15 protein-coding genes are annotated in these 19,377 nt (G+C 73.7%); 6 read left to right on the top strand and 9 right to left on the bottom strand.

Going from position 1 to position 19,377, the window contains the following annotated elements; genetic code table 11:
* Nucleotides 1-153: 153 nt before the first annotated feature.
* Nucleotides 154-639: a GNAT family N-acetyltransferase gene (locus AC0OLQ_RS25340; RefSeq protein ID WP_484528355.1), complete on the bottom strand. Its 486-nt coding sequence runs from the start codon at nt 637-639 to the stop codon at nt 154-156.
* Nucleotides 640-737: 98 nt separating this feature from the next.
* Between AC0OLQ_RS25340 and wrbA the strand changes: the two genes are divergently transcribed.
* Nucleotides 738-1,355: an NAD(P)H:quinone oxidoreductase gene (gene wrbA, locus AC0OLQ_RS25335; RefSeq protein ID WP_484528354.1), complete on the top strand. Its 618-nt coding sequence runs from the start codon at nt 738-740 to the stop codon at nt 1,353-1,355.
* Between the two features lie 72 nt (nt 1,356-1,427).
* On the opposite strand, the gene AC0OLQ_RS25330 is transcribed toward wrbA, so the two are convergent.
* The gene (locus AC0OLQ_RS25330) at nt 1,428-3,347 is read right to left on the bottom strand and encodes a chorismate-binding protein (RefSeq protein ID WP_484528353.1); all 1,920 of its coding nucleotides are present in this window, start codon (nt 3,345-3,347) and stop codon (nt 1,428-1,430) included.
* Between the two features lie 259 nt (nt 3,348-3,606).
* Between AC0OLQ_RS25330 and AC0OLQ_RS25325 the strand changes: the two genes are divergently transcribed.
* From AC0OLQ_RS25325 to AC0OLQ_RS25315, 3 genes are all read left to right on the top strand, one after another.
* Nucleotides 3,607-5,010 (top strand): FGGY family carbohydrate kinase, encoded by a 1,404-nt coding sequence (locus AC0OLQ_RS25325; protein ID WP_484528352.1) that lies wholly within the window; start codon nt 3,607-3,609, stop codon nt 5,008-5,010.
* A gap of 109 nt (nt 5,011-5,119) precedes the next feature.
* Nucleotides 5,120-7,744 (top strand): sensor histidine kinase, encoded by a 2,625-nt coding sequence (locus AC0OLQ_RS25320; protein ID WP_484528351.1) that lies wholly within the window; start codon nt 5,120-5,122, stop codon nt 7,742-7,744.
* Nucleotides 7,741-8,163 (top strand): roadblock/LC7 domain-containing protein, encoded by a 423-nt coding sequence (locus tag AC0OLQ_RS25315; RefSeq protein ID WP_013287300.1) that lies wholly within the window; start codon nt 7,741-7,743, stop codon nt 8,161-8,163. Before AC0OLQ_RS25320 ends, AC0OLQ_RS25315 begins: the two co-directional genes overlap by 4 nt.
* Nucleotides 8,164-8,214: 51 nt before the next feature.
* Here the strand turns inward: AC0OLQ_RS25315 and AC0OLQ_RS25310 are convergent, their stop codons facing one another.
* Entirely contained in the window at nt 8,215-9,699 is a 1,485-nt protein-coding gene (locus tag AC0OLQ_RS25310) for a GH1 family beta-glucosidase (RefSeq protein WP_484528350.1), read from the bottom strand.
* 849 nt (nt 9,700-10,548) lie between these two features.
* Here AC0OLQ_RS25310 and AC0OLQ_RS25305 point away from each other — a divergent pair.
* Complete coding sequence (locus tag AC0OLQ_RS25305; RefSeq protein WP_484532426.1) at nt 10,549-13,446, top strand: glycoside hydrolase family 48 protein; 2,898 nt, start codon at nt 10,549-10,551, stop codon at nt 13,444-13,446.
* A 287-nt stretch (nt 13,447-13,733) separates the two neighbouring features.
* Here AC0OLQ_RS25305 and AC0OLQ_RS25300 read toward each other — a convergent pair whose 3' ends face one another.
* On the bottom strand, nt 13,734-14,417 hold the full coding sequence (locus AC0OLQ_RS25300) for a DUF3159 domain-containing protein (RefSeq protein ID WP_484528349.1): 684 nt from the start codon (nt 14,415-14,417) through the stop codon (nt 13,734-13,736).
* A gap of 91 nt (nt 14,418-14,508) precedes the next feature.
* On the opposite strand from AC0OLQ_RS25300, the gene AC0OLQ_RS25295 reads away from it, so the two are divergent.
* The gene (locus tag AC0OLQ_RS25295) at nt 14,509-15,390 is read left to right on the top strand and encodes a phosphatase PAP2 family protein (RefSeq protein WP_484528348.1); all 882 of its coding nucleotides are present in this window, start codon (nt 14,509-14,511) and stop codon (nt 15,388-15,390) included.
* 34 nt (nt 15,391-15,424) lie between these two features.
* On the opposite strand, the gene AC0OLQ_RS25290 is transcribed toward AC0OLQ_RS25295, so the two are convergent.
* The 5 genes from AC0OLQ_RS25290 to AC0OLQ_RS25270 all read right to left on the bottom strand — a co-directional run bounded on the left by AC0OLQ_RS25290 (nt 15,425) and on the right by AC0OLQ_RS25270 (nt 19,224).
* The gene (locus AC0OLQ_RS25290; protein ID WP_484528347.1) at nt 15,425-15,877 is read right to left on the bottom strand and encodes a YbhB/YbcL family Raf kinase inhibitor-like protein; all 453 of its coding nucleotides are present in this window, start codon (nt 15,875-15,877) and stop codon (nt 15,425-15,427) included.
* Between the two features lie 103 nt (nt 15,878-15,980).
* Nucleotides 15,981-16,409: a protein-tyrosine phosphatase family protein gene (locus AC0OLQ_RS25285; protein WP_484528346.1), complete on the bottom strand. Its 429-nt coding sequence runs from the start codon at nt 16,407-16,409 to the stop codon at nt 15,981-15,983.
* Between the two features lie 77 nt (nt 16,410-16,486).
* Nucleotides 16,487-17,131: a response regulator gene (locus AC0OLQ_RS25280; RefSeq protein ID WP_484528345.1), complete on the bottom strand. Its 645-nt coding sequence runs from the start codon at nt 17,129-17,131 to the stop codon at nt 16,487-16,489.
* A complete protein-coding gene (locus AC0OLQ_RS25275; RefSeq protein ID WP_484528344.1) occupies nt 17,122-18,228 on the bottom strand; it encodes a sensor histidine kinase in 1,107 nt (368 codons plus the stop codon). The genes AC0OLQ_RS25280 and AC0OLQ_RS25275 overlap by 10 nt, the downstream gene beginning before the upstream one ends.
* A gap of 159 nt (nt 18,229-18,387) precedes the next feature.
* A complete protein-coding gene (locus tag AC0OLQ_RS25270) occupies nt 18,388-19,224 on the bottom strand; it encodes a DedA family protein (protein WP_484528343.1) in 837 nt (278 codons plus the stop codon).
* Between the last annotated feature and the right edge of the window lie 153 nt (nt 19,225-19,377).

The raw sequence follows: 19,377 nt of genomic DNA, 5'->3' as shown, positions 1-19,377 counted from the left end.
TGCCGGCGGAGCGCGATCCCCCGTTCAGGCTCCCGGTGCGGGGCGGCGGCGGTACACCGGCACCGGTGGCACCAGGATCCTCGGGCGTCCCGGCCCGGGGAAGCGGTTTCCATCGGAACTTGCGCAAATCTTGAGCCGCGGCAAGGAATCGACTCAGCTCAGTCGCCGGTACATCACCAGCAGGTCCACGTACCCCTGGCTCGGGTGCCGGAAGCCCTCCGGCACCCGGCCGACGACCTCGAAGCCCAGCGAGCGCCACAGCTCCACCGCCCGGGTGTTGCTGGCCACCACCGCGTTGAACTGCATACCCCGGTAGCCCTCGGCGCGGGCCAGCGCCAGCACGTGCCCGGCGAGCGCCCGGCCCACGCCCCGGCCGGCGGCGGCCGGGGCGACCATGAAGCTGGCGTTCGCCACGTGGTCGCCGGGCCCGGCCTGATTGGGCACCAGCTTGGCCGAGCCGAGCACCGCGCCGTCCACCGCGACCACCGTCCGCCCCGGCGGACCCACCAGCCACAGCTCGCGGGCCCGGGCTTCGGTGACGTCGCGGGGCCAGGTGTACGTCTCACCGGCCGCCACGATCTCGCGCAGGAACGGCCAGATCAACGGCCAGTCGGCGGCGGTCGCCTCGCGGATCTCCATTCCGCCGAGCATGCCACGGGCCGTCCGTACCCGGCGTTTGACGGCGCAAGCGCCGGGTAGTCGCCGGAGCTGACCCGACACCGAGGAGGAAACGTCTGATGGATGGCCAGGTCAAGGTCGCGGTGATCTACTACAGCGCGACCGGCATCACCTACCAGATGGCGCAGGCGGCGTACGAGGCTGCTGGGGAGGCCGGGGCCGAGGTGCGCCTGCGCAAGGTACGTGAGCTGGCGCCGGACGAGGCGATCCGCTCGAACTCGGGCTGGCAGGCGCACCGCCTGGAGACCCAGGACGTGATGGAGGCGCAGCCGGACGACCTCTCCTGGGCCGATGCCGTGATCATGGGCTCGCCCACCCGCTACGGCATGATCGCCGCTCAGCTCAAGCAGTTCATCGACACCACCGGCCCGCTCTGGTCCCAGGGCGCGCTGGCCGACAAGGTCTACAGCAGCTTCACCTCGACCGCCACCTCGCACGGCGGCCAGGAGTCCACGTTGCTCTCGCTGTACACGATCTTCTACCACTGGGGCGGCGTCGTGGTGACCCCCGGCTACACCGATCCCAGCCAGTTCGTCGCCGGCAACCCCTACGGCGCCTCACACACCAGCAACAACGGGGAGGTCCCCCCGGACCACGTGGCCCTCACCGCCACCGCGCTGACCGCCAAGCGGACCGTGCAGATGGCTGCCGCGCTCAAGAAGGGCATGGCCGGCTGACCCCTGGGCACAAGGTGACCGGTGGCCGGACGGGGGCTCTCGACCCGTCCGGACCACCGGTCGCCCTTGGCCCTACCCCTGATCGGCCGGTCCATGCCCGGTCAGCGCCGGATGGGCCAGCAGATGCCCGAGCAGGTCGGCCAGGACCGCCATGCCGTCCCGGCTGAGCACCGACTCCGGGTGGAACTGCACCCCGGCGAAGCCGGGCCCGCGCAGCGCGTGCACCGCCCCGTCCGCCGGGTCCCGGGACAGCTCGACCGGGCCGTACCCGGTGGCGATCCGGTCCGCGCCGGCGCGGGCGGTGAAGCTGGAGTAGAAGCCGACCCGCCGGGTCGCCCCGAACACCGGCACCTCCCGGGGCAGCCCCTGGTAGGGCGCGTCCCGGCGGTGCAGCGGCAGCCCGAGCAGTCCGGCGAGGAGCTGGTGGCCCAGACAGACCGCCAGGGTCGGCCGGCCCGCCGCGAGCAGCTCCGCCAGCAGCGCCCGCATGCTAGCCATCTTCGGTTCGGCCAGGTCGTTCGGGTCGCCCGGGCCCGGACCGACCACCACCAGGTCGTACCCGTCGAGCGGGCCGGCGTCGTGCCAGTCCCGCCGGGTCACCCCCAGGCCGAGCGCGGCGAGCTGGTGGGCGAGCATCCCGGTGAAGGTGTCCTCACCGTCCACGATCAACGCGCGCCGGCCGGCCAGCCCGGGCAGCGCGGTCGCCCCCGGGACGCGCTGGTCGAGCCAGAACCGGGCCAGCGGGGTGTTCCGGGCGGCCAGCGCGGCGCGCACCTCGGGGTCGTCGGCGTACCGCAGACCGGGTTCCCCGCCGCCGGACGGGGCGTCCGGGCCGAGGCCGAGCGCGGCCAGCACCCCGGCCGCCTTGGCGTGCGTCTCGGCCACCTCGCCGGCGGCCGTGGAGTGCCGGACCAGAGTGGCCCCGACCGGCACCCGCAGCTCGCCGCCGGGGGAGAGCTCCGCGGTGCGGATCAGGATCGGCGCGTCGAGGGTCTGCCGGCCGTGCTCATCCCGGCCGAGCAGGGCGAGCACCCCGGCGTAGTAGCGCCGGCCGGTCCGCTCGTGGCGGGCGATCACCCGGCAGGCGTTCTCCATCGGGCTGCCGGTGACCGTGGGCGCGAACATGGTCTCCCGCAGCACCTCCCGGACGTCCAGCGAACCCCGCCCGGCCAGCAGGTACTCGGTGTGCGCGAGGTGCGCCATCTCCTTCAGGTACGGCCCGACCACCTGGCCGCCGTGCTCGGCGACGGTGGCCATCATCTTCAGCTCCTCGTCGAGCACCATGTACAGCTCCTCGACCTCCTTCGGGTCGTCGAGGAAGCGCAGCAGCGCGTCCCGGTCGGCCGCCGCGCCGGTGTGCCGGAAGGTGCCGCTGATCGGGTTCATCATGACCAGGCCGTCGTCCACGCTGACGTGCCGTTCCGGGCTCGCCCCGACCAGGATCCGGGTGCCGGTGTGCACCACGAACGTCCAGTACGCCCCCCGCTCGCGCAGCAGCAACCGGCGCAGCGCGGCCAGGGCGGCCACCAGCGGCGCGCCCTGGACGGTGGCACGCAGCGTGCGGTGGATGACGAAGTTGGCGCCCTCACCCCGGCCGATCTCGTCGCTCAGCACCCGGCCGACGGTGTCCGCGTACTCGGCGTCGGAGATGTCGAAGGCGGCGTCGCGGGTCACCACCGGCGCGTCGGGCAGCGCGGCCAGCACCTCGCCGAGCGGGAGCCGCCGGTGCTCCGCGACCAGCATGAACTCCAGCGGCAGGCCGTCGTCCACGCAGGCGAAGCCGCGCTCGGCGATCTGCCGGTAGGGGACCAGGGCCAGCGTGCGCGGCCCGGGAGCGTCGTCGGGCAGCGGCAGGTCGGCGAGCCGGTCGGCGGTGCGTACCGGACCGGTGAACAGGTCGACGTGGTCGGCGCCCTCGCGGCGGACGAGCGCGAACGGGCCGGGGTCGCGGCCGGCCGCGACGGCGGCGAGCGGGTCGTGCGGGCGGGTCATCGGGTCTCCTCGGCGGGCCGGAGGCCGCCGGCGGGGCGGCCCGGGTGCCGGGGGAGAGACCGGCGGCCGCCTCGTCGGGCGGCCGCGTGGGGAAGCTACGCGCGGAAGTGGGCCGCCGGGTCGGCGGGCCACCAGCAGGACAGGTGCGCGGGCATGGCGATCACTGTACGCGAGCGGGCCGTGCCGGGGAACCCGATCGCCGTGCCGGCCCGGCGGATCTTGGCTTCACCGCGGCTCCCGGCGGGTAGGTTGACCCGCGATGGACATTCTCGCTCTGGACCTGGGCACCTCCTCGGTGCGCGGGCTCGTGCTGGACGGGGACGCCGTCCCGCGCCCCGGCGCGCTGGCCCGCCGGAAGCTGCACTTGGCGGCCGGCGACGACGGCAGCGGCACCCAGGACGGCCCTCGCTACCTGAACTGTCTCGTGGAGTGCCTGGACGAGCTGGCCGCCGGGGGGCACCTGCGGGACGTCGAGCTGGTGGCCACCTCCGCGCAGTGGCACTCGGTGCTGCCGCTGGGCGCCGACGGTGCGCCGCTCGGCCCGGTGCTCACCTGGATGGACACCCGGCCCGAGGCCGTCGACGGCCTCACCGGACCGGCCGATCCGGACGCCTTCCACGAGCGCACCGGCGCGTGGTGGCACCGCTGCTACTGGACCATGCGTCTGCCCTGGCTGCGGGAGCACTGCGGCAGCCCGGTCGCCCGCTTCAGTGGGCTGGTCGAGTACGTCCTCGGCGTGCTGCTCGACGAGGCGCCGATGTCCGTGTCGATGGCCTCCGGCACCGGCCTGCTCGACCTGCGGCGGCTGGAGTGGGACGCCGAGGCCTGTGAGCTGGCCGGCGTACGCCCCGAGGAGCTGCCGCCGCTGGCCCCGCAGCGGTGGCGCGGCCGGCTCCGCGTCGAGTACACCCAGCGCTGGCCGCAGCTCGCCGACGCCCGGTGGGCCGCCCCGGTCGGCGACGGCGCGGCGTCCAACGTCGGCTCCGGCTGCGTCGATTCGTCCCGGGCCTCGGTCACCGTCGGCACCTCCGCGGCGGTACGCCTGGTCCAGGCGGTGCCGGCCGGGGCGGATCTGCCGCACCTGTCCGAGCAGCTCTGGCGCTACCGGGTCGACCACGAGTACGTGGTGACCGGGGCGGCGTACTCCAGCGGCGGGAACCTGTTCGCCTGGGCGTCCCGGGAGCTGCGGCTGCCGCCCGGCGCCGAGCTGGAGGCCGCGCTGGCCCGGGCCGGCGCGAAGCTGACCGTGCGGGCCAACCCGCGGCTCGGCGGAGACCGTCCGCCGGGCGTCGCCCCGTCCGGCTCCGGGAAGCTGTGGGGCCTGAGCTTCGGCACCACCGCGGTCGACATCCTCGCCGGGCTGATGACCGAGCTGTGCCGGCTGGTCGCCGACGACCTGGCCCTGGTGGAGGCCGACGTGGGCGAGCGGACCGAGGTGGTCCTCGGCGGCGGCGCCATGGCCGCCTCGACCTGGTGGCGGGGGGCGTTCGCCGACGCGCTGGCCCCCCGTACGGTGTGCTACCAACGCAACCCGGAGATCGGGGCGACCGGGGCCGCGCTGGTGGCGCTCGGCCGGGTCGCCGAGGCGGCGCGCGTGGGCGGCATCGTCCGGACGGACGACGGGGACACGCCGAACACCGTAGGCGCCCGCCCACCGCGCTGACCTTCCTGGTCCTGCGACTGGCCGTTCCGTTTGACACCGCCCGGCGGCCTGGTTGGATGGACTTCCGCTCCCCGTACCGGTGGAGCCGATCGGGACCGAGGAGGAACGTGTGGGCGCAGGTCCCGACCCGGCTCGCGGAGCGGCGCCGCAGCCGCGCCGGAGCCCGCCCGGCGACCGGGTGGCGCCGCACCGGCGGCGGCGCTCGCGCTTCCGGTTGCGGGACTGGCGGATGCGCACCAAGCTCGCCACCGTGCTGGTGCTGCCCTCGGTGGCGTTCCTGGTGCTCGCCGGGGTGCAGACGCGGGGGCTGGTGGGGCAGACCACCGCGCTGAGCGACTTCGCCCAGCAGGTCGGCATCGGCCGGCAGATCAGCACCGCGGTGGACCGGCTCCAGCAGGAGCGGGACCGGTCGGCCGGGGAGCTGGCCGCGCTGCGCAAGGCGCGCGGCGGCGCGGACCGGGACGCGGCGGTCGCCGCGCTCAAGCCGCTCCAGGACGCCTCCGACCGGGCGATGAGCGAGCTGCGCGCCGCGGCCGAGCCCCTGGCCGACGCCGACGCGGCCTGGCGGGTGGCCTACTCGGAGGTGCTGGAGGCCTACGACCAGGTGGTCTACATCCGGGCCGCCGTGGCGCCGGCGGTGCTCTCCAGCGACACCGTGCTGAGCAACTACCACCGGGCCATCGCCGCCCTGCTCAACCTGCTGGCCGAGCCGTCGCCCGGCGACGACCAGCGCGCGCTGACCAACGCGGTGCTGCGGTACGTGCAGCTCTCCCGCGTCAAGGAGCTGTCCTCGCGGATCCGGGCGGAGCTCTACGCCGCCGCCCGGGCCGGCCGGTACGAGGTGGACGATCAGGTCTCCCTGACCGACCTGCGCGCCCAGCAGCTCACCGCGCTGGGCGCGTTCCGGGTCGCCGCGACCGCCGACCAGGTCCGCCGCTACGACGAGACCTCGGTGGACCCGGCGTTCGTCTCGGCCGCCCGCCTGGAGGAACAGACCCTGCCCAACGGGGCCGCCGAGCCGGCGCTGCTGCCCGCGACGCAGTGGTGGGCGGCCAGCGAGCAGCGGCAGGAGCTGCTCCGCCAGCTCGAGAACACGGTCCTCGACGACGCCGTACGCCAGGCCGACGACGCCAGCGCCCGGCAGCTGCGGGACACCCTGCTGGTGGTCGGCGGCATCGTCGGCGTGCTCCTGGTGGCCGTGCTGGTCTCGCTGCTGGTCGGCCGGTCGGTGGCCCGCTCGATGCGGCTGCTGCGCAGCCAGGCGCTGCGGATCGCGCAGGTGGAGCTGCCGCACACCCTGGACCGGCTGCGCGCGGTGGACCGCCCGGCGGGCACGATCGACGTGCCGCCGGCGGTGGTCGACTCGCAGGACGAGATCGGTGAGCTGGCCGAGGCGTTCGTGGCGGTGCACCGCAGCGCCGTCGACGTCGCGGTCGAGCAGGCGATGATGCGGCGCAACGTCAACGCCATGTTCGTCAACCTGGCCCGGCGCAGCCAGGTGCTGGTCGAGCGGCAGCTCGAACTCCTCGACGAGCTGGAACGCGAGGAGAGCGACCCGGACCAGCTGGAGAACCTGTTCAAGCTCGACCACCTCGCCGCCCGCATGCGCCGCAACGACGAGAGCCTGCTGGTGCTCGCCGGCACCGAGTCCAGCCGGCGGTGGAACCGGCCGGTCGGCCTCGGCGCGGTGCTGCTGGCCGCCAGCGCCGAGATCGAGCAGTACCAGCGGGTGCGCCACGACTCGCGGTCCGACCTGTACGTCGTCGGCCACGCGGTGGGCGACCTGGTGCACCTCTTCGCCGAACTGCTGGAGAACGCCACCGCCTTCTCCCGGCCCGACACGTTGGTGCGGGTCGTCGCCGGGGGCGACGGCACGGGCGCGTTCGTGGAGATCGTCGACCAGGGGCTCGGGATGAGCCCGGCCGCGCTGGCCGAGGCGAACGCGGTGCTGGCCGAGCCGCCGGCGGCCGACGTGGCCGCCTCCGAGCGGATGGGCCTGTTCGTGGTGAGCCACCTGGGCGCGCGGCACGGCGTGCAGGTGCGGCTGCGCAGCGGCCACGAGGGCCTGGTGGCCCGGGTCAGCATCCCGGCCGAGCTGCTGGCCCCGGCGCCCGCGCCGGGACTGGACCAGCCCGCCGCGCCGCGGATGCTGACCAGCCAGGCGGCCGCCGCGTCCCGGCTGACGCCCGGCGCCGGCGCGCTGGCCACGGCGACCGCTGAGCTGCCGGTGGCCGGACGCCGCCCGCTGGCGCCGCCGGCGGAGCTGCCAGTGTCGCCGTTGACGGGGCTTCCGCTCGGCGCGCCGCCGCCCGGGATGGAGCCACCGCTGGCGGGCCGGCCCGACCTGGCGCCCGGCGGAGCGGCCGTGCCGAGGCCGCGCCCGGTGCCGGGCCGGGCCGAGGACGTGCTCGCCCCGGCGGCCGGGTCGCCGGCCGGCGGTGGCTGGTTCAGCCGCCAGGGCCCGTCGTCGGCGGTGCTCGGTGTGACGCCACCGCCCGCCGCGACGCCGGTCACCGGAGGCACCAACGAGCGGGGTCTGCCGGTACGCGTACCGATGGCCCAGCTCAGCGCGGTCACCCAGCCCGCCGGCTCGAACCGGCCCGCCCGGCACGAGCCGGACCCGGAGGCGGTCGGCGGCATGCTCTCCCGCTACTACGGCGGGGTGCGGCGGGCCGAGGCCGAGGAGACCACCGAGATGTACCTGCCGCTTGATGAAGGAGGACGACGACAGTGACGACGTTGAGCCAGGAGGCACGGGACCTGAGCTGGCTGGTGAACGCGTTCGCGGAGCGGGTGCCGGGGGTGGCGCACGCCGTGGTGGTCTCCTCCGACGGCCTGCTGGTGGCGATCTCCGCGCACCTGCCCCGCGACCACGCGGACAAGCTCGCCGCGGTGACCTCGGGGCTGATGAGCATCACCGCCGGCGCGGCGCAGATGTTCGACGGCGACGTCGTGAAGCAGACCGTCGTCGAGATGGGCCGGGGCTACTTCCTGGTCATGCAGATCAGGGACGGCTCGATCCTGGCCACGCTGGCCGGGGCCGACGCCGACATCGGCGTGGTCGGCTACGAGATGGCCCGGCTGGCCAAGCAGGCCGGCGAGATGCTCACCCCCGCGCTGCGCGCGGAACTCCAGCAGGCGCTGCCCCGCTGAGCCGGGGCGGGACCCTGCCCGGCCGGCGTCGCGCCGGCCGGGCCGGTCCGCCTAGAGACCGTTGCGGCGGATCACGTCGCGGTACCAGTGGGCGCTGCGCTTGAGCACCCGGCGCTGGGTCGGGTAGTCCACGTAGACCAGGCCCCAGCGCTGCTCGTACCCCTCGGCCCACTCGAAGTTGTCCAGCAGCGACCAGACGTGGTAGCTCTCCAACGGCACCCCGTCCCGGATCGCCCGGTGGGCGGCGGCGAAGTGGTCGCGGAGGAAGTCGACCCGGGCGGCGTCGTCGACGGTGCCGTCCGCGGCGAGGGTGTCCGGGCAGGGCAGGCCGTTCTCGGTGATGGTGATCGGCATCGGCCCGTAGTCCCGGGTGACCCGGGTCAGGATGTCGTACATCCCCTCGGGGTAGATCTGCTGCCACTCCGCCTCCGAGGTCGGCCACCGGCGGACCGTGTCGCCCTGGGCGGTGACGTAGATCGGCGTGTAGTACTGCACGGCCAGCAGGTCGACCGGACTGGAGATGATCTTCAGGTCGCCGTCGCGCACGCCGCGGACCAGCCGGCTCTCCGCGCCCAGGTCGGCCAGCACGTCCTCCGGGTACGCGCCCTTGAAGATCGAGTCCAGGTAGAGCCGGTTCTCGTAGCCGTCGTACAGCCGGGTCGCGGCGGCCGCCTCGGCGGTCTCGTCCGCGGGGTAGCAGGGGTGCAGGTTGAGCGCCGGGCCGATCCGCCCCTTGACGCCGGTGGCGCGCAGCGCGCGGACGGCCAGGCCGTGGGCGAGCTGGAGATGGTGGGCGACCAGGTACGCCGCCGCCGGGTCCTGCCGGCCGGGCGCGTGGTGCCCCCAGAGGTAGCCGTTCTGCACCACGGTCTTCGGCTCGTTGACGGTCAGCCAGACCGGCACCCGGTCGCCGAGGGCGCCGAACACGGCGTCGGCGTAGTCGGCGAAGCGCTCGGCGGTATCCCGGTTCTCCCAGCCGCCGGCGTCCTGCAGGGCCTGGGGCAGGTCCCAGTGGAAGAGCGTGGCCATCGGCGCGATGCCGCGCTCGTGCAGCCCGTCCACCAGCCGCCGGTAGAAGTCCAGGCCGCGCTGGTTGGGCCGGCCGGAGCCGTCGGCCTGGATGCGCGGCCACGAGATGGAGAACCGGTAGCTGCGCAGCCCGAGGTCGCGCATCAGGTCGAGATCCTGGGCGTAGCGGTGGTAGTGGTCGGCTGCCACGTCGCCGGTGTCGCCGTTGCGGGTGCGGCCCGGGGTGTGGCTGAAGGTGTCCCAGACGGAGTCGCCCCGCCCGTCCTCCTTGGCCGCCCCTTCGATCTGGTAGGCCGAGGTGGCCGCGCCCCAGCCGAAGCCGGGCGGGAAACGCAGCGCCCCGTCGGGGTCCGCGTCGGGGTCGGGCTCGTCGTCGCAGCCGGCGACGGCGGCGGACGCGACGGTCCCGGCCACGGCGGCGCCGACCAGCCCGGTCCGGGCCGCGCCGGCGGCGGTCGCGGAGAGGGCGGCACGGTGGAGCAGGCGCCGTCTGGTGAGTAGCGACATGGGCGTTCTCCTCGGAATGACTGGCCGCCCTGAGGGCCGGGAGCGCTCCCAGCATAGGCCAGGGGCGGCCGGCCGCGTCCCGAGGGCGGACCGCGGCTGGGCGCGGTCCGACCGCCGGGCGGCCGGAAATGTGGGTGGGCGGGGTGCCGCTCGGGGGCGGGGGCGAGCGGCGAAGGGTGGGGCAGATAGCGAAGGAGGCCGTCCGGGCGGCGCGTCGCGCCTGTCCCGTCGGCCTCTTTCCCGTCGACAACGGGGGTTTAGTGTGGGGACGGGGGAGGGCAACCCCCGTCCCCACCTGTGATGCACACACGCACGAGTGGAAATGGCGTCCGGTCGTGCGTGTCGCGCGGGAGCCGGGCCACGCGAGTGGCTCTGGTTCCACCTCCCTCCATGTCGGTGGGTGAGGGCTGACGGCGGCGTCCGGGCTGGCCCGCCGTCAGCCGCTGGGGCTGGCGCGCCGGGCACACGGGGTCCCCGGCGATCTTGTACTTGCATCTCCGTCGATGGAAGCGCTCCCATCGGCGATGCTGCGACTGTAACCCCCGTCACGGGTTTGTGAAAGCCCCTAAACGAGATCGAAACATCGACCTGGATGTCTGCCCCGCCCGTTGTGGTGGGAGCGCTTCCATGGCACACTCTCAACCGCGACGCGGAGCCAGCTCGCGCGAGTGAGGGCAGCCGAGGGCACCCGGTAGCACCGGTGCGGCGCCCCGATCCCCGGCACGGCCGGGTCGACCACCTTTCCGGGCGCCTCCGTCCCCCCGCGCCGGCCCCGTCGACGCATGGAGGTGCCCCGCCGGGGCCCCGCGTCCCGGCCCGGTCCGAGGAGACACCGCGCACATGAGACTCATGGCCAGACGTCGCCGGACGGCGATGCTCGCCGCCACCACCCTCGCCATCGGCGGGGTGGCCCTGCCGGCGGGCGCCGCGCAGGCCGCCCCGGCCTGCGACGTGACCTACGCGACGAACGACTGGGGCACGGGCTTCACCGCCAACGTGACCATCAAGAACCTGGGTGACGCGCTCACCAACTGGACGCTCAAGTTCGCCTTCCCGAACAGCACCCAGAAGCTGATTCAGGGCTGGTCGGCCAAGTGGAGCCAGTCCGGCAGCGAGGTGACCGCCACCAACGAGTCGTGGAACGGCAGCCTCGGCACGGGCGCCTCCACCACCATCGGCTTCAACGGCGCCTACTCGGACAGCAACCCGAAGCCGACCGCGTTCACCCTCAACGGCGTCGCCTGCAACGGCACCCCGGCCAACCAGCCGCCGACGGTCTCGCTGGCCGTGCCGGCCGGGCCCTTCGAGGCGCCCGCCGACGTGCCGCTGACGGCCACCGCCAGCGATCCGGACGGCACGATCAGCAAGGTCGAGTTCTACCGCAACGGCCTGCTTGTCAACACCGACACCAGTGCCCCCTACGGCTACACCCTGGAGGACCTGCCGGCCGGCAGCTACACCGTGCAGGCCAAGGCGTACGACAACGCCAACGGCATCGGGGTGGCCGAGAAGTCGTTCACCGTCAACCCGGCCTCCGGCCCGGTGCTGGTGGCCACCCCGTCCGCCGTGAGCGTCAACGAGGGCGGCACCTCGTCGGTGAAGTTCACCCTCAGCGCCGCCCCGACCGCCAACGTCCCGGTGACCCTCGCCGTCACCGGGGACAGCGACGTGACCGTGTCGCCCGCGACGCTGACCCTGACCCCGAGCAACTGGAACACCGGGGTCAGCGCCACCGTCGCGGCCGCGGAGGACGCCGACACCACCGGCGGCACCGCCACGATCACCGCCTCGGCCACCGGCTTCGCCCCCGTCGCGGTCACCGCCACCGAGATCGACAACGACACCCCGGGCGGGGACAACGCCTACATCAAGAAGTTCCTCGACCAGTACGGCAAGATCAAGAACTCGGGGTACTTCAGCCCCGAGGGAGTGCCGTACCACTCGGTCGAGACGCTCATCGTCGAGGCGCCCGACCACGGCCACGAGACCACCTCGGAGGCGTTCAGCTTCTGGCTCTGGCTCGAGGCGCAGTACGGCCGAGTCACCCAGAACTGGGCCCCGTTCAACAACGCGTGGACGGTGATGGAGAAGTACATCATCCCGTCGCACGCCGACCAGCCCACCGCCGGCGCCCCGGGCACCCCCCAGTACGCCGCCGAGCACAACCTGCCCAGCCAGTACCCGTCGGCGCTGGAGCCCAACGTCCCGGTCGGCCAGGACCCGCTCCGCTCCGAGCTCCAGTCCACCTACGGCACCGGCGACATCTACGGCATGCACTGGCTGCTCGATGTCGACAACACCTACGGCTACGGCCGCTGCGGCGACGGCACCACCCGCCCCGCCTACATCAACACCTTCCAGCGGGGCACCCAGGAGTCCGTCTGGGAGACCGTGCCGCAGCCGTCCTGCGACACCTTCAAGCACGGCGGCCAGTACGGCTACCTCGACCTGTTCGTCAAGGAGTCGGCCGCCCCGGCCAAGCAGTGGAAGTACACGAACGCCCCCGACGCCGACGCGCGCGCCGTGCAGGCCGCGTACTGGGCCCTGACCTGGGCCAAGGCGCAGGGCAAGGAGGCCGACGTCGCGGCCACCGTGGCGAAGGCCGCCAAGATGGGCGACTACCTGCGCTACGCGCTGTTCGACAAGTACTTCAAGAAGATCGGCAACTGCGTCGGCGCGTCCACCTGCCCGGCCGGCAGTGGCCGCGACTCGGCGCACTACCTGCTCTCCTGGTACTACGCCTGGGGCGGCGCGTACGACACGTCGCAGAACTGGTCGTGGCGGATCGGCTCCAGCCACAACCACTTCGGCTACCAGAACCCGCTCGCGGCCTGGGCGCTGACCAACGTGCCGGAGCTCAAGCCCAAGTCGTCGACCGCGACCGCGGACTGGCAGAAGAGCTTCGACCGGCAACTGGAGTTCTACACCTGGCTGCAGTCCGCCGAGGGCGGCATCGCCGGCGGCGCCACCAACAGCTGGGACGGCAGCTACGCCCAGCCGCCGGCCGGCACCGCCACCTTCTACGGCATGTTCTACGACGTCGACCCGGTCTACAACGACCCGCCGTCCAACCAGTGGTTCGGCATGCAGGCCTGGTCGATGCAGCGGATCGCCGAGCTGTACCTGCAGACCGGCAACGCGAAGGCCAAGGCGCTGCTGGACAAGTGGGTGCCGTGGGCCATCGCCAACACCACGCTGGGCACCACCTGGTCGATCCCGTCGGACATGAAGTGGACCGGCCAGCCGAACAACTGGGACCCGGCCAACCCGCAGGCGAACACCAACCTGCACGTCGAGGTGACGGTGAAGGGCCAGGACGTCGGCGTCGCCGCCGCCTACGCCCGGACCCTCATCGCGTACGCCGCCAAGTCCGGCAACGCCGCGGCGAAGAACACCGCCAAGGGCCTGCTGGACGCGCTGTCGGCCGCCGCCGACACCAAGGGCGTCTCGATGCCGGAGAAGCGCGGCGACTACAAGCGCTTCGACGACGTCTACAACGCCGCCGACGGCCAGGGCCTCTACATCCCCGCCGGCTGGACCGGGAAGATGCCCAACGGCGACGCGATCGCCGCCGGCAAGAGCTTCCTGGACATCCGCTCGTTCTACAAGAACGACCCGGACTGGCCGAAGGTGCAGGCGTACCTCAACGGCGGCGCCGAGCCGGTCTTCAACTACCACCGGTTCTGGGCCCAGGCGGACGTCGCCATGGCGTACGCCGACTACGGCACCTACTTCCCGGCGGGATGAGGTGACCACTCCGCCGCGGGCGGGCAGGCCCTGCCCGCGGCGGAGGCCGACCCGGGCCGAAGGGGGAGGGAGCGGCCCGGTCGGCGGGCGGCCTGACTCCCACGGTCAGGCTGGGTGGGCCGGCCGTCCGGCCGACGCAGCGGACGGACCGGCCCACCGAACCGCCCGGAGACGAACTTGCCGCGAAAAAGCTCGGGAAAATCGGCGCTCCACGGGATCACACGAAAGCCGTGGACGGAGTAACGTAATTCACCGGAGAGGCCGCTCCCCCCGTGGCGGCCTCTCTTTTACTTTGCCGGTGCGTCGTCCCGTTCGGACAGCACGACCGGGTGCCGCAACCCCGGGTGCTCCGCCGGCAGCGACCGCCGGATCACCAGCCAGCTCACCGCCAGCGCCGCGGCGACCAGCGGCCAGGTCAGCGCCACCCGGGCCACCACCAGCGCGACCACCTGCCCGCCGAGCCACAGCGGCACGAACACCGCCAGCCGCAGCAGGTAGGTCGCCGCCCACACCCAACTGCCCCGCCCGTACGCCCGCAGCAACGCCGGGTCGCGCCGCCACCGCCCGCGCTGGCCCAGCGCCGCGCCGACCAGCACGCCCAGCAGTGGCCAGCGCACCACGATGCTGACCATCCAGGCCAGCGCGCTCGCCGCGTTGGAGACCAGCTGCACCAGGAAGAAGTCGGTGGCCCGTCCGGTCCGCAGCGCGATCAGGGCGGCCACGCAGACGGCGAGCAGCCCGATCAGCACCGACCGCGGCCGGTCCCCACGCCGCCACCGCCAGCCCGCGACCGCCGTGCCGGTCAGCACCGCGGCGATCACCCCGCCCCACAGCCCGGCGGCCAGCCAGCCGATCGCGAAGGCCACCGGTGGCAGCGTCGCGTCCACCGCGCCCCGCCGGCCGCCGAGCAGGTCGGCCAGCGACTCCGGCCGTTCCCCGGACGGCCGGTCCGGTTCCGGCGTGCTGGTCACGCGCCACCCCCTCCCGTCGCGTCCACAACCTAACCCGACGGGCGCGCTGCTCCGACGAGCGCCGGACCCCGCCGACCGTTACGTTGTCCGGGTGCGCGAGACGGCGAGGGGTTGGACGGCGGTCTGGTTGGTCGTGTTGGCGCTGGCCCAGACGGCGGCGTTCCTGGTGGTGTGGCGCTTCGCCGTGCACACCCAGCTCGGCCAGTGGCTGGACACCGTCGCGCTGACCGGCAACCGGATCGGCCAGGATCGCATCGACGGCCCGGTGGACCGCATCCTCAACGCCATGTCGGTGGTGTCGCTGCTGGTCGCCACCGCCGTGATCGGCTTCATCGCGCTGATCCGTGGCCGCAAGGCGCTCGCCGTCACCGCCACCCTGCTCATCGCCGGCGCCAACGTCAGCACCCAGCTGCTCAAGCGCTACCTGGACCGCCCCGACTTCGGCATCGACCCGGAACGGGCCGCGGCCGGCAACAGCCTGCCCAGCGGACACACCGCCGTGGCCGCGTCGGTGGCGGTCGCGCTGATCCTCGTGCTGCCGCCGAAACTGCGGGTGGCCGGCGCGTTCCTCGGCGCCGGCTACGCGGCCGCCGCCGGGGTGGCCACCCTCTCCGCCGGCTGGCACCGGCCCAGCGACGCCGTCGCCGCGTTCCTCGTGGTCGGCGCCTGGGCCGCGGTCGCCGGCCTGGTGCTCCTCTTCTTCCAGCGGGAGCAGGCCGTGGTCTCCAGGGCCGACGCGCACCGGGTCGCCGCCGCCGTGCTCGGCCTCGCCGGGGCCCTCGCCCTGGTGCTCGCCGCGCTCGCGCTGTCCTGGCTGGTCGACCGCTCCACCACCCCCGTCGAGGAACTCACCCGCCGTGCCCTCTTCATCGGGTACGCGGGCAGCGCGGCCGGCATCGCCGGCACGATCGCCGTGGTGGCCGCGCTGGTCCTCGCGATGGTGCACCGCCTGGTGCCCCGCTGGAAGGGCTGACCGGCCGGGGTCGCCGGCCGGTCCCCGGAGCGGGTCAGCGGTAGTAGGTGCCGACGGTGTTGCCGCTGGCGATCTCCCGGCCCTTGAGCGCGCGGTGCACGTCGGCGGCCTGCGGCGCGCCGGACAGCTCCAGCGGACGGTTCAGCGCGTAGAGGCGGAAGAAGTAGCGGTGGGCCTCGTCGCCCCGCGGCGGCAGCGGCCCGCTCCAGCCGGTCTCGCCGAAGCTGTTCGGCCACTCCTGGCCCCCTGGCGGCACCCCGCCCTCGGGCACCTCGCCGGGCTCCGGGGAGATCCCGGTGACCAGCCAGTGCAGGAACGGTTCCTTGCCCGCGTCCGGGTCCTCGACGAGCAGGACCAGCTCCTCGGTGGAGTCCGGCACGTCCGACCACTGCAACGGCGGTGACACGTTGTCGCCGTCCTTGGCGAACCGCCCCGGCAGCAGGTCGTGGTCGTTGAACGCGGTGCTGCGCAGCATGATGCCGGCCATTCGGCGCCCCCTCTCCTCGTCGACCGGCGCGTACCCGGCCGGTGGGCGACGAAACGACGGCGGCAGAGGTGCGCGGGCCGGAGCGGAAGCGGTCTTCGGGGGGCTATCGGAACCGGAGTACGAAACGGCGTTGCCAGGGAGTCTCGACGGCTTGCCGGGCGTAGTGCTGCCGGACGTAGGCGACCGCCCGGTCGTTGGGCACCCCGTCGAGCACCGCGAGGCAGGCGAGGGCGGTGCCGGTGCGCCCCTTTCCACCGCCACAGGCGATCTCGACGCGTTCGTCCCCGGCGCGAGCCCACGCCTCCCGCAATGCGTCGGCGGTCGCGGCGCGGTCGGACGGCAGCCGGAAGTCGGGCCAGCGCAGCCATCGATGCTCCCACGGCACCGTCGGTGGCCGGCGGCCGAGGAGGTAGAGCGCGAAGGTGGGCGGCGGGCAGGGCGGGAGGGGGCGGCGGAGCGCCCGGCCGCGGACGAGTCGACCGGAGGGCAGCCGCAGTACGCCGGTCGCTGCGGGGTCCCATGGCGTGGTCATGTGTCGTCAGGGCCACCGCGCCCCGCGGGCGGGGGTACCCGTCCTCCCTTCGATGGCTGCGCAGGCCCGCCGGCCGGCTAGGAGCCGAGGTACCGCAGGATCGCGAGGATCCGGCGGCTGTAGCCGGTGGTGTGGGTGAGGTCAAGCTTGTCGAAGATGGTGTTGACGTGCTTCTCGATCGCGCTCTGTGAGACGTGCAGGCGCTCGGCGACGGCGGCGTTGGTGTGCCCCTGAGCCATGTGGTGCAGCACGTCGCGCTCCCGCGGGGTGAGGCGGCTGAGCGGATCGGCGTGACTGGTCGCGGAGATGAGCTGCCGGACGACCTCGGGGTCGAGCGCGGTGGAGCCGGCGGCGACGCGGTCGAGCGCGTCGAGGAAATCCTCGACCTGGGCGACCCGGTCCTTCAGGACGTAGCCGACACCTTCGGACCGGTCGGCGAGGAGCTTCGCGGCGTAGCGCCGCTCGACGTACTGGGAGAGGACCAGCACGGCGATGTCGGGCCAGCGGCGGCGGATCTCCAGCGCCGCCCGGAGCCCGTCGTCGGTGTTGGTGGGCGGCATGCGGACGTCGGTGACGACGACGTCGGGGCGGTGCTGCTCGACGGCGGTGACGAGCTGCTCGGCGTCCGCGGCGGCGGCAACCACCCGGTGTCCCTCGTCGGCGAGCAGGCGGACCAGCCCTTCCCGGAGCAGGGTGGAGTCTTCGGCGAGCACTATGCGCATGGCAACTCGACCCGGATCGTCGTCGGGCCGCCGGGTGGGCTGTGCAGGTCGAATCGTCCGTCCAGCGCGGTGACCCGGCGGGCGAGCCCCTGCAGGCCGCTGCCCTGCGGGTCGGCGCCGCCGCTGCCGTCGTCGCGCACGCGCATCTCGATCCTTGCGTCCCGCGTCTCGATCTCGATGGTGACCAGGGTAGCTCCCGCGTGTTTGGTGCTGTTGGTGATCGCTTCGCGGGCGACGAAGTAGAGCACGGTTTCGATCGGCCGGGCAGGCCGGACGGGCACGTAGTAGCTGATCCTGACGGGGATCGCCGATCGTTGCGCCACCATGGTGAGCACCTCGTCCAGGGTGGTGTGCTCGAGCGCCGAGGGATAGACCCGCCAGGCCACGTCCCGCAGCTCGTCGATGGCGCGTTGAGTGCCCTCATGGGCCTGCACGAGGAGTTCGCGCGCCCGGTCGGGGTCCCGGCTGCGGCGCGCGCGCCCGAGCAGCATGCCGAGGGCGACGAGGTGTTGCTGCAGCCCGTCGTGGAGGTCGCGTTCGATGCGCTGACGTTCGGCGTCGACCGCGGCCAGCACACCGGCCCGGCTGACGGTCAGTTCGCTGATCCGCAGCTGCAGCGCCTCGCGGGTGGTGGATTCGAGCAGTCTGCGGGCCAGCCACCGGTCCAGCGCCGCCACGCTGACCATCGCCTGCAGGTTCAGCAGCAGCAGGGCCGCTCCGATGACCCCCTGGAGCAGGACGGCCGCGGTCATGGTGCCCGCGACGAAGGAGCGCACCACGATGGCGGCCAGTACGACACCGACCACGAGCAGGCCGACGGTGAGCAGGCCGAGCGCCGCCGGCAGGAGACGGGCGGTGAGATAGCCGAGTACGCGCGGTCCGCTCACCCGGACCGGTGGCGGCGGTGGTGCCGAGGCGACGACGGCGAGGCGGTGCCGCTCCCACTCGGTGATGCGTCGGGCGTACCGGAGGGTGGCGGTGCCGAGGCGGCGTCGGGTCGCCGGGACCGGTGCGACCGCGACCACGGCGAGCCCGGCGAGTAGCAGGAACAGCGCCTCGGCCGCGGCGGTGAGGACGCCGAGCGCCACGCCAGCCACGGGTCGGCTCCACCCCACGGTGCCGGCCCAGGACCGCCGACCGTGCACCGCGCGCTCTGCCACCCGGCCGTCCCCTCCCCAACTCGTGGCGTCTCGGATCCCCGTCGTCCGATCGATGGCGGCCGGTCACCGGCAATGCGTGGCAGCCCCGCCCTCGCGCTACCGGTCGACACGACCTGAGTCCGACCGGCGCGGGGTGCCGTACAGTCTGCCGCGTACGGCGTGGGGCGGGCGATCGGCCCCGGGGTGCCCGGATGGCGCGACGCGCGCCCCCGGCCCGTACGGCCCGGGCGTACTCGGTACCGGCTCGGCGTCCAGGGCCGATCGACTCCGGCGCCTCCCGACCAGGCGCGACACCACGAAGAACCCCACGGCGAGCGCGCAGACCGCGATGACGGCGTTCTGGAACGTCCCCACGTACGGCTCGACGGAACGCCAGTTCTCCCCGAGCGCGTAACCGGCCATCACGAACACGGTGTTCCAGATCAGGCTGCCCAACGTGGTGTACAGCAGGAACGTGGCGAACGGCATCCGCTGCACACCGGCCGGAATGGAGATCAGGCTGCGGAAGATCGGGATCATCCGCCCGAAGAAGACCGCCTTCCCCCCGTGCCGGGCGAACCACGCCTCCGTCCTGTCGATGTCACTCAGCTTGATCAGCGGCAGCCGCGCCGCGATCGCGCGAATCCGGTCCCGACCGAGCGCGACGCCGATGGCGTACAGCGCCATGGCGCCGACCACCGAGCCGATCGTGGTCCAGACGATCGCGGCGAACAGGTTCATCCTGCCCTGACCCGCGGTGAAGCCGGCCAGCGGCAGGATCACCTCACTCGGGATCGGCGGGAACAGATTCTCCAACGCGACCGCCAGGCCGGCGCCCGGCGCACCGAGTCGCTCCACCAGGTCGGTCACCAACCCCACCAGGCCGCCCGGCGGCGGATCGAACTTCTCGGCCCACGGACCAGCATGCGTCGAGGCGTGCCCCAAAAGGATCATGTCAACGACCCTAGGAACCCACCCGCGGCCCCACCATGAGGTCGACCGCCGACTCCGGACGGCCGACCCCAGTAAGCGCAGGTGTGGCAAACCGCAGCTCCCGCGCCACCCCCGCGGGTAGGTCTCGTCGTGACGTGGCTGCCAGCGGTCGAC

It is taken from the genome of Micromonospora sp. Utrum1, from assembly GCF_057197805.1.
This window is presented reverse-complemented; position numbering and strand designations above follow the sequence as displayed.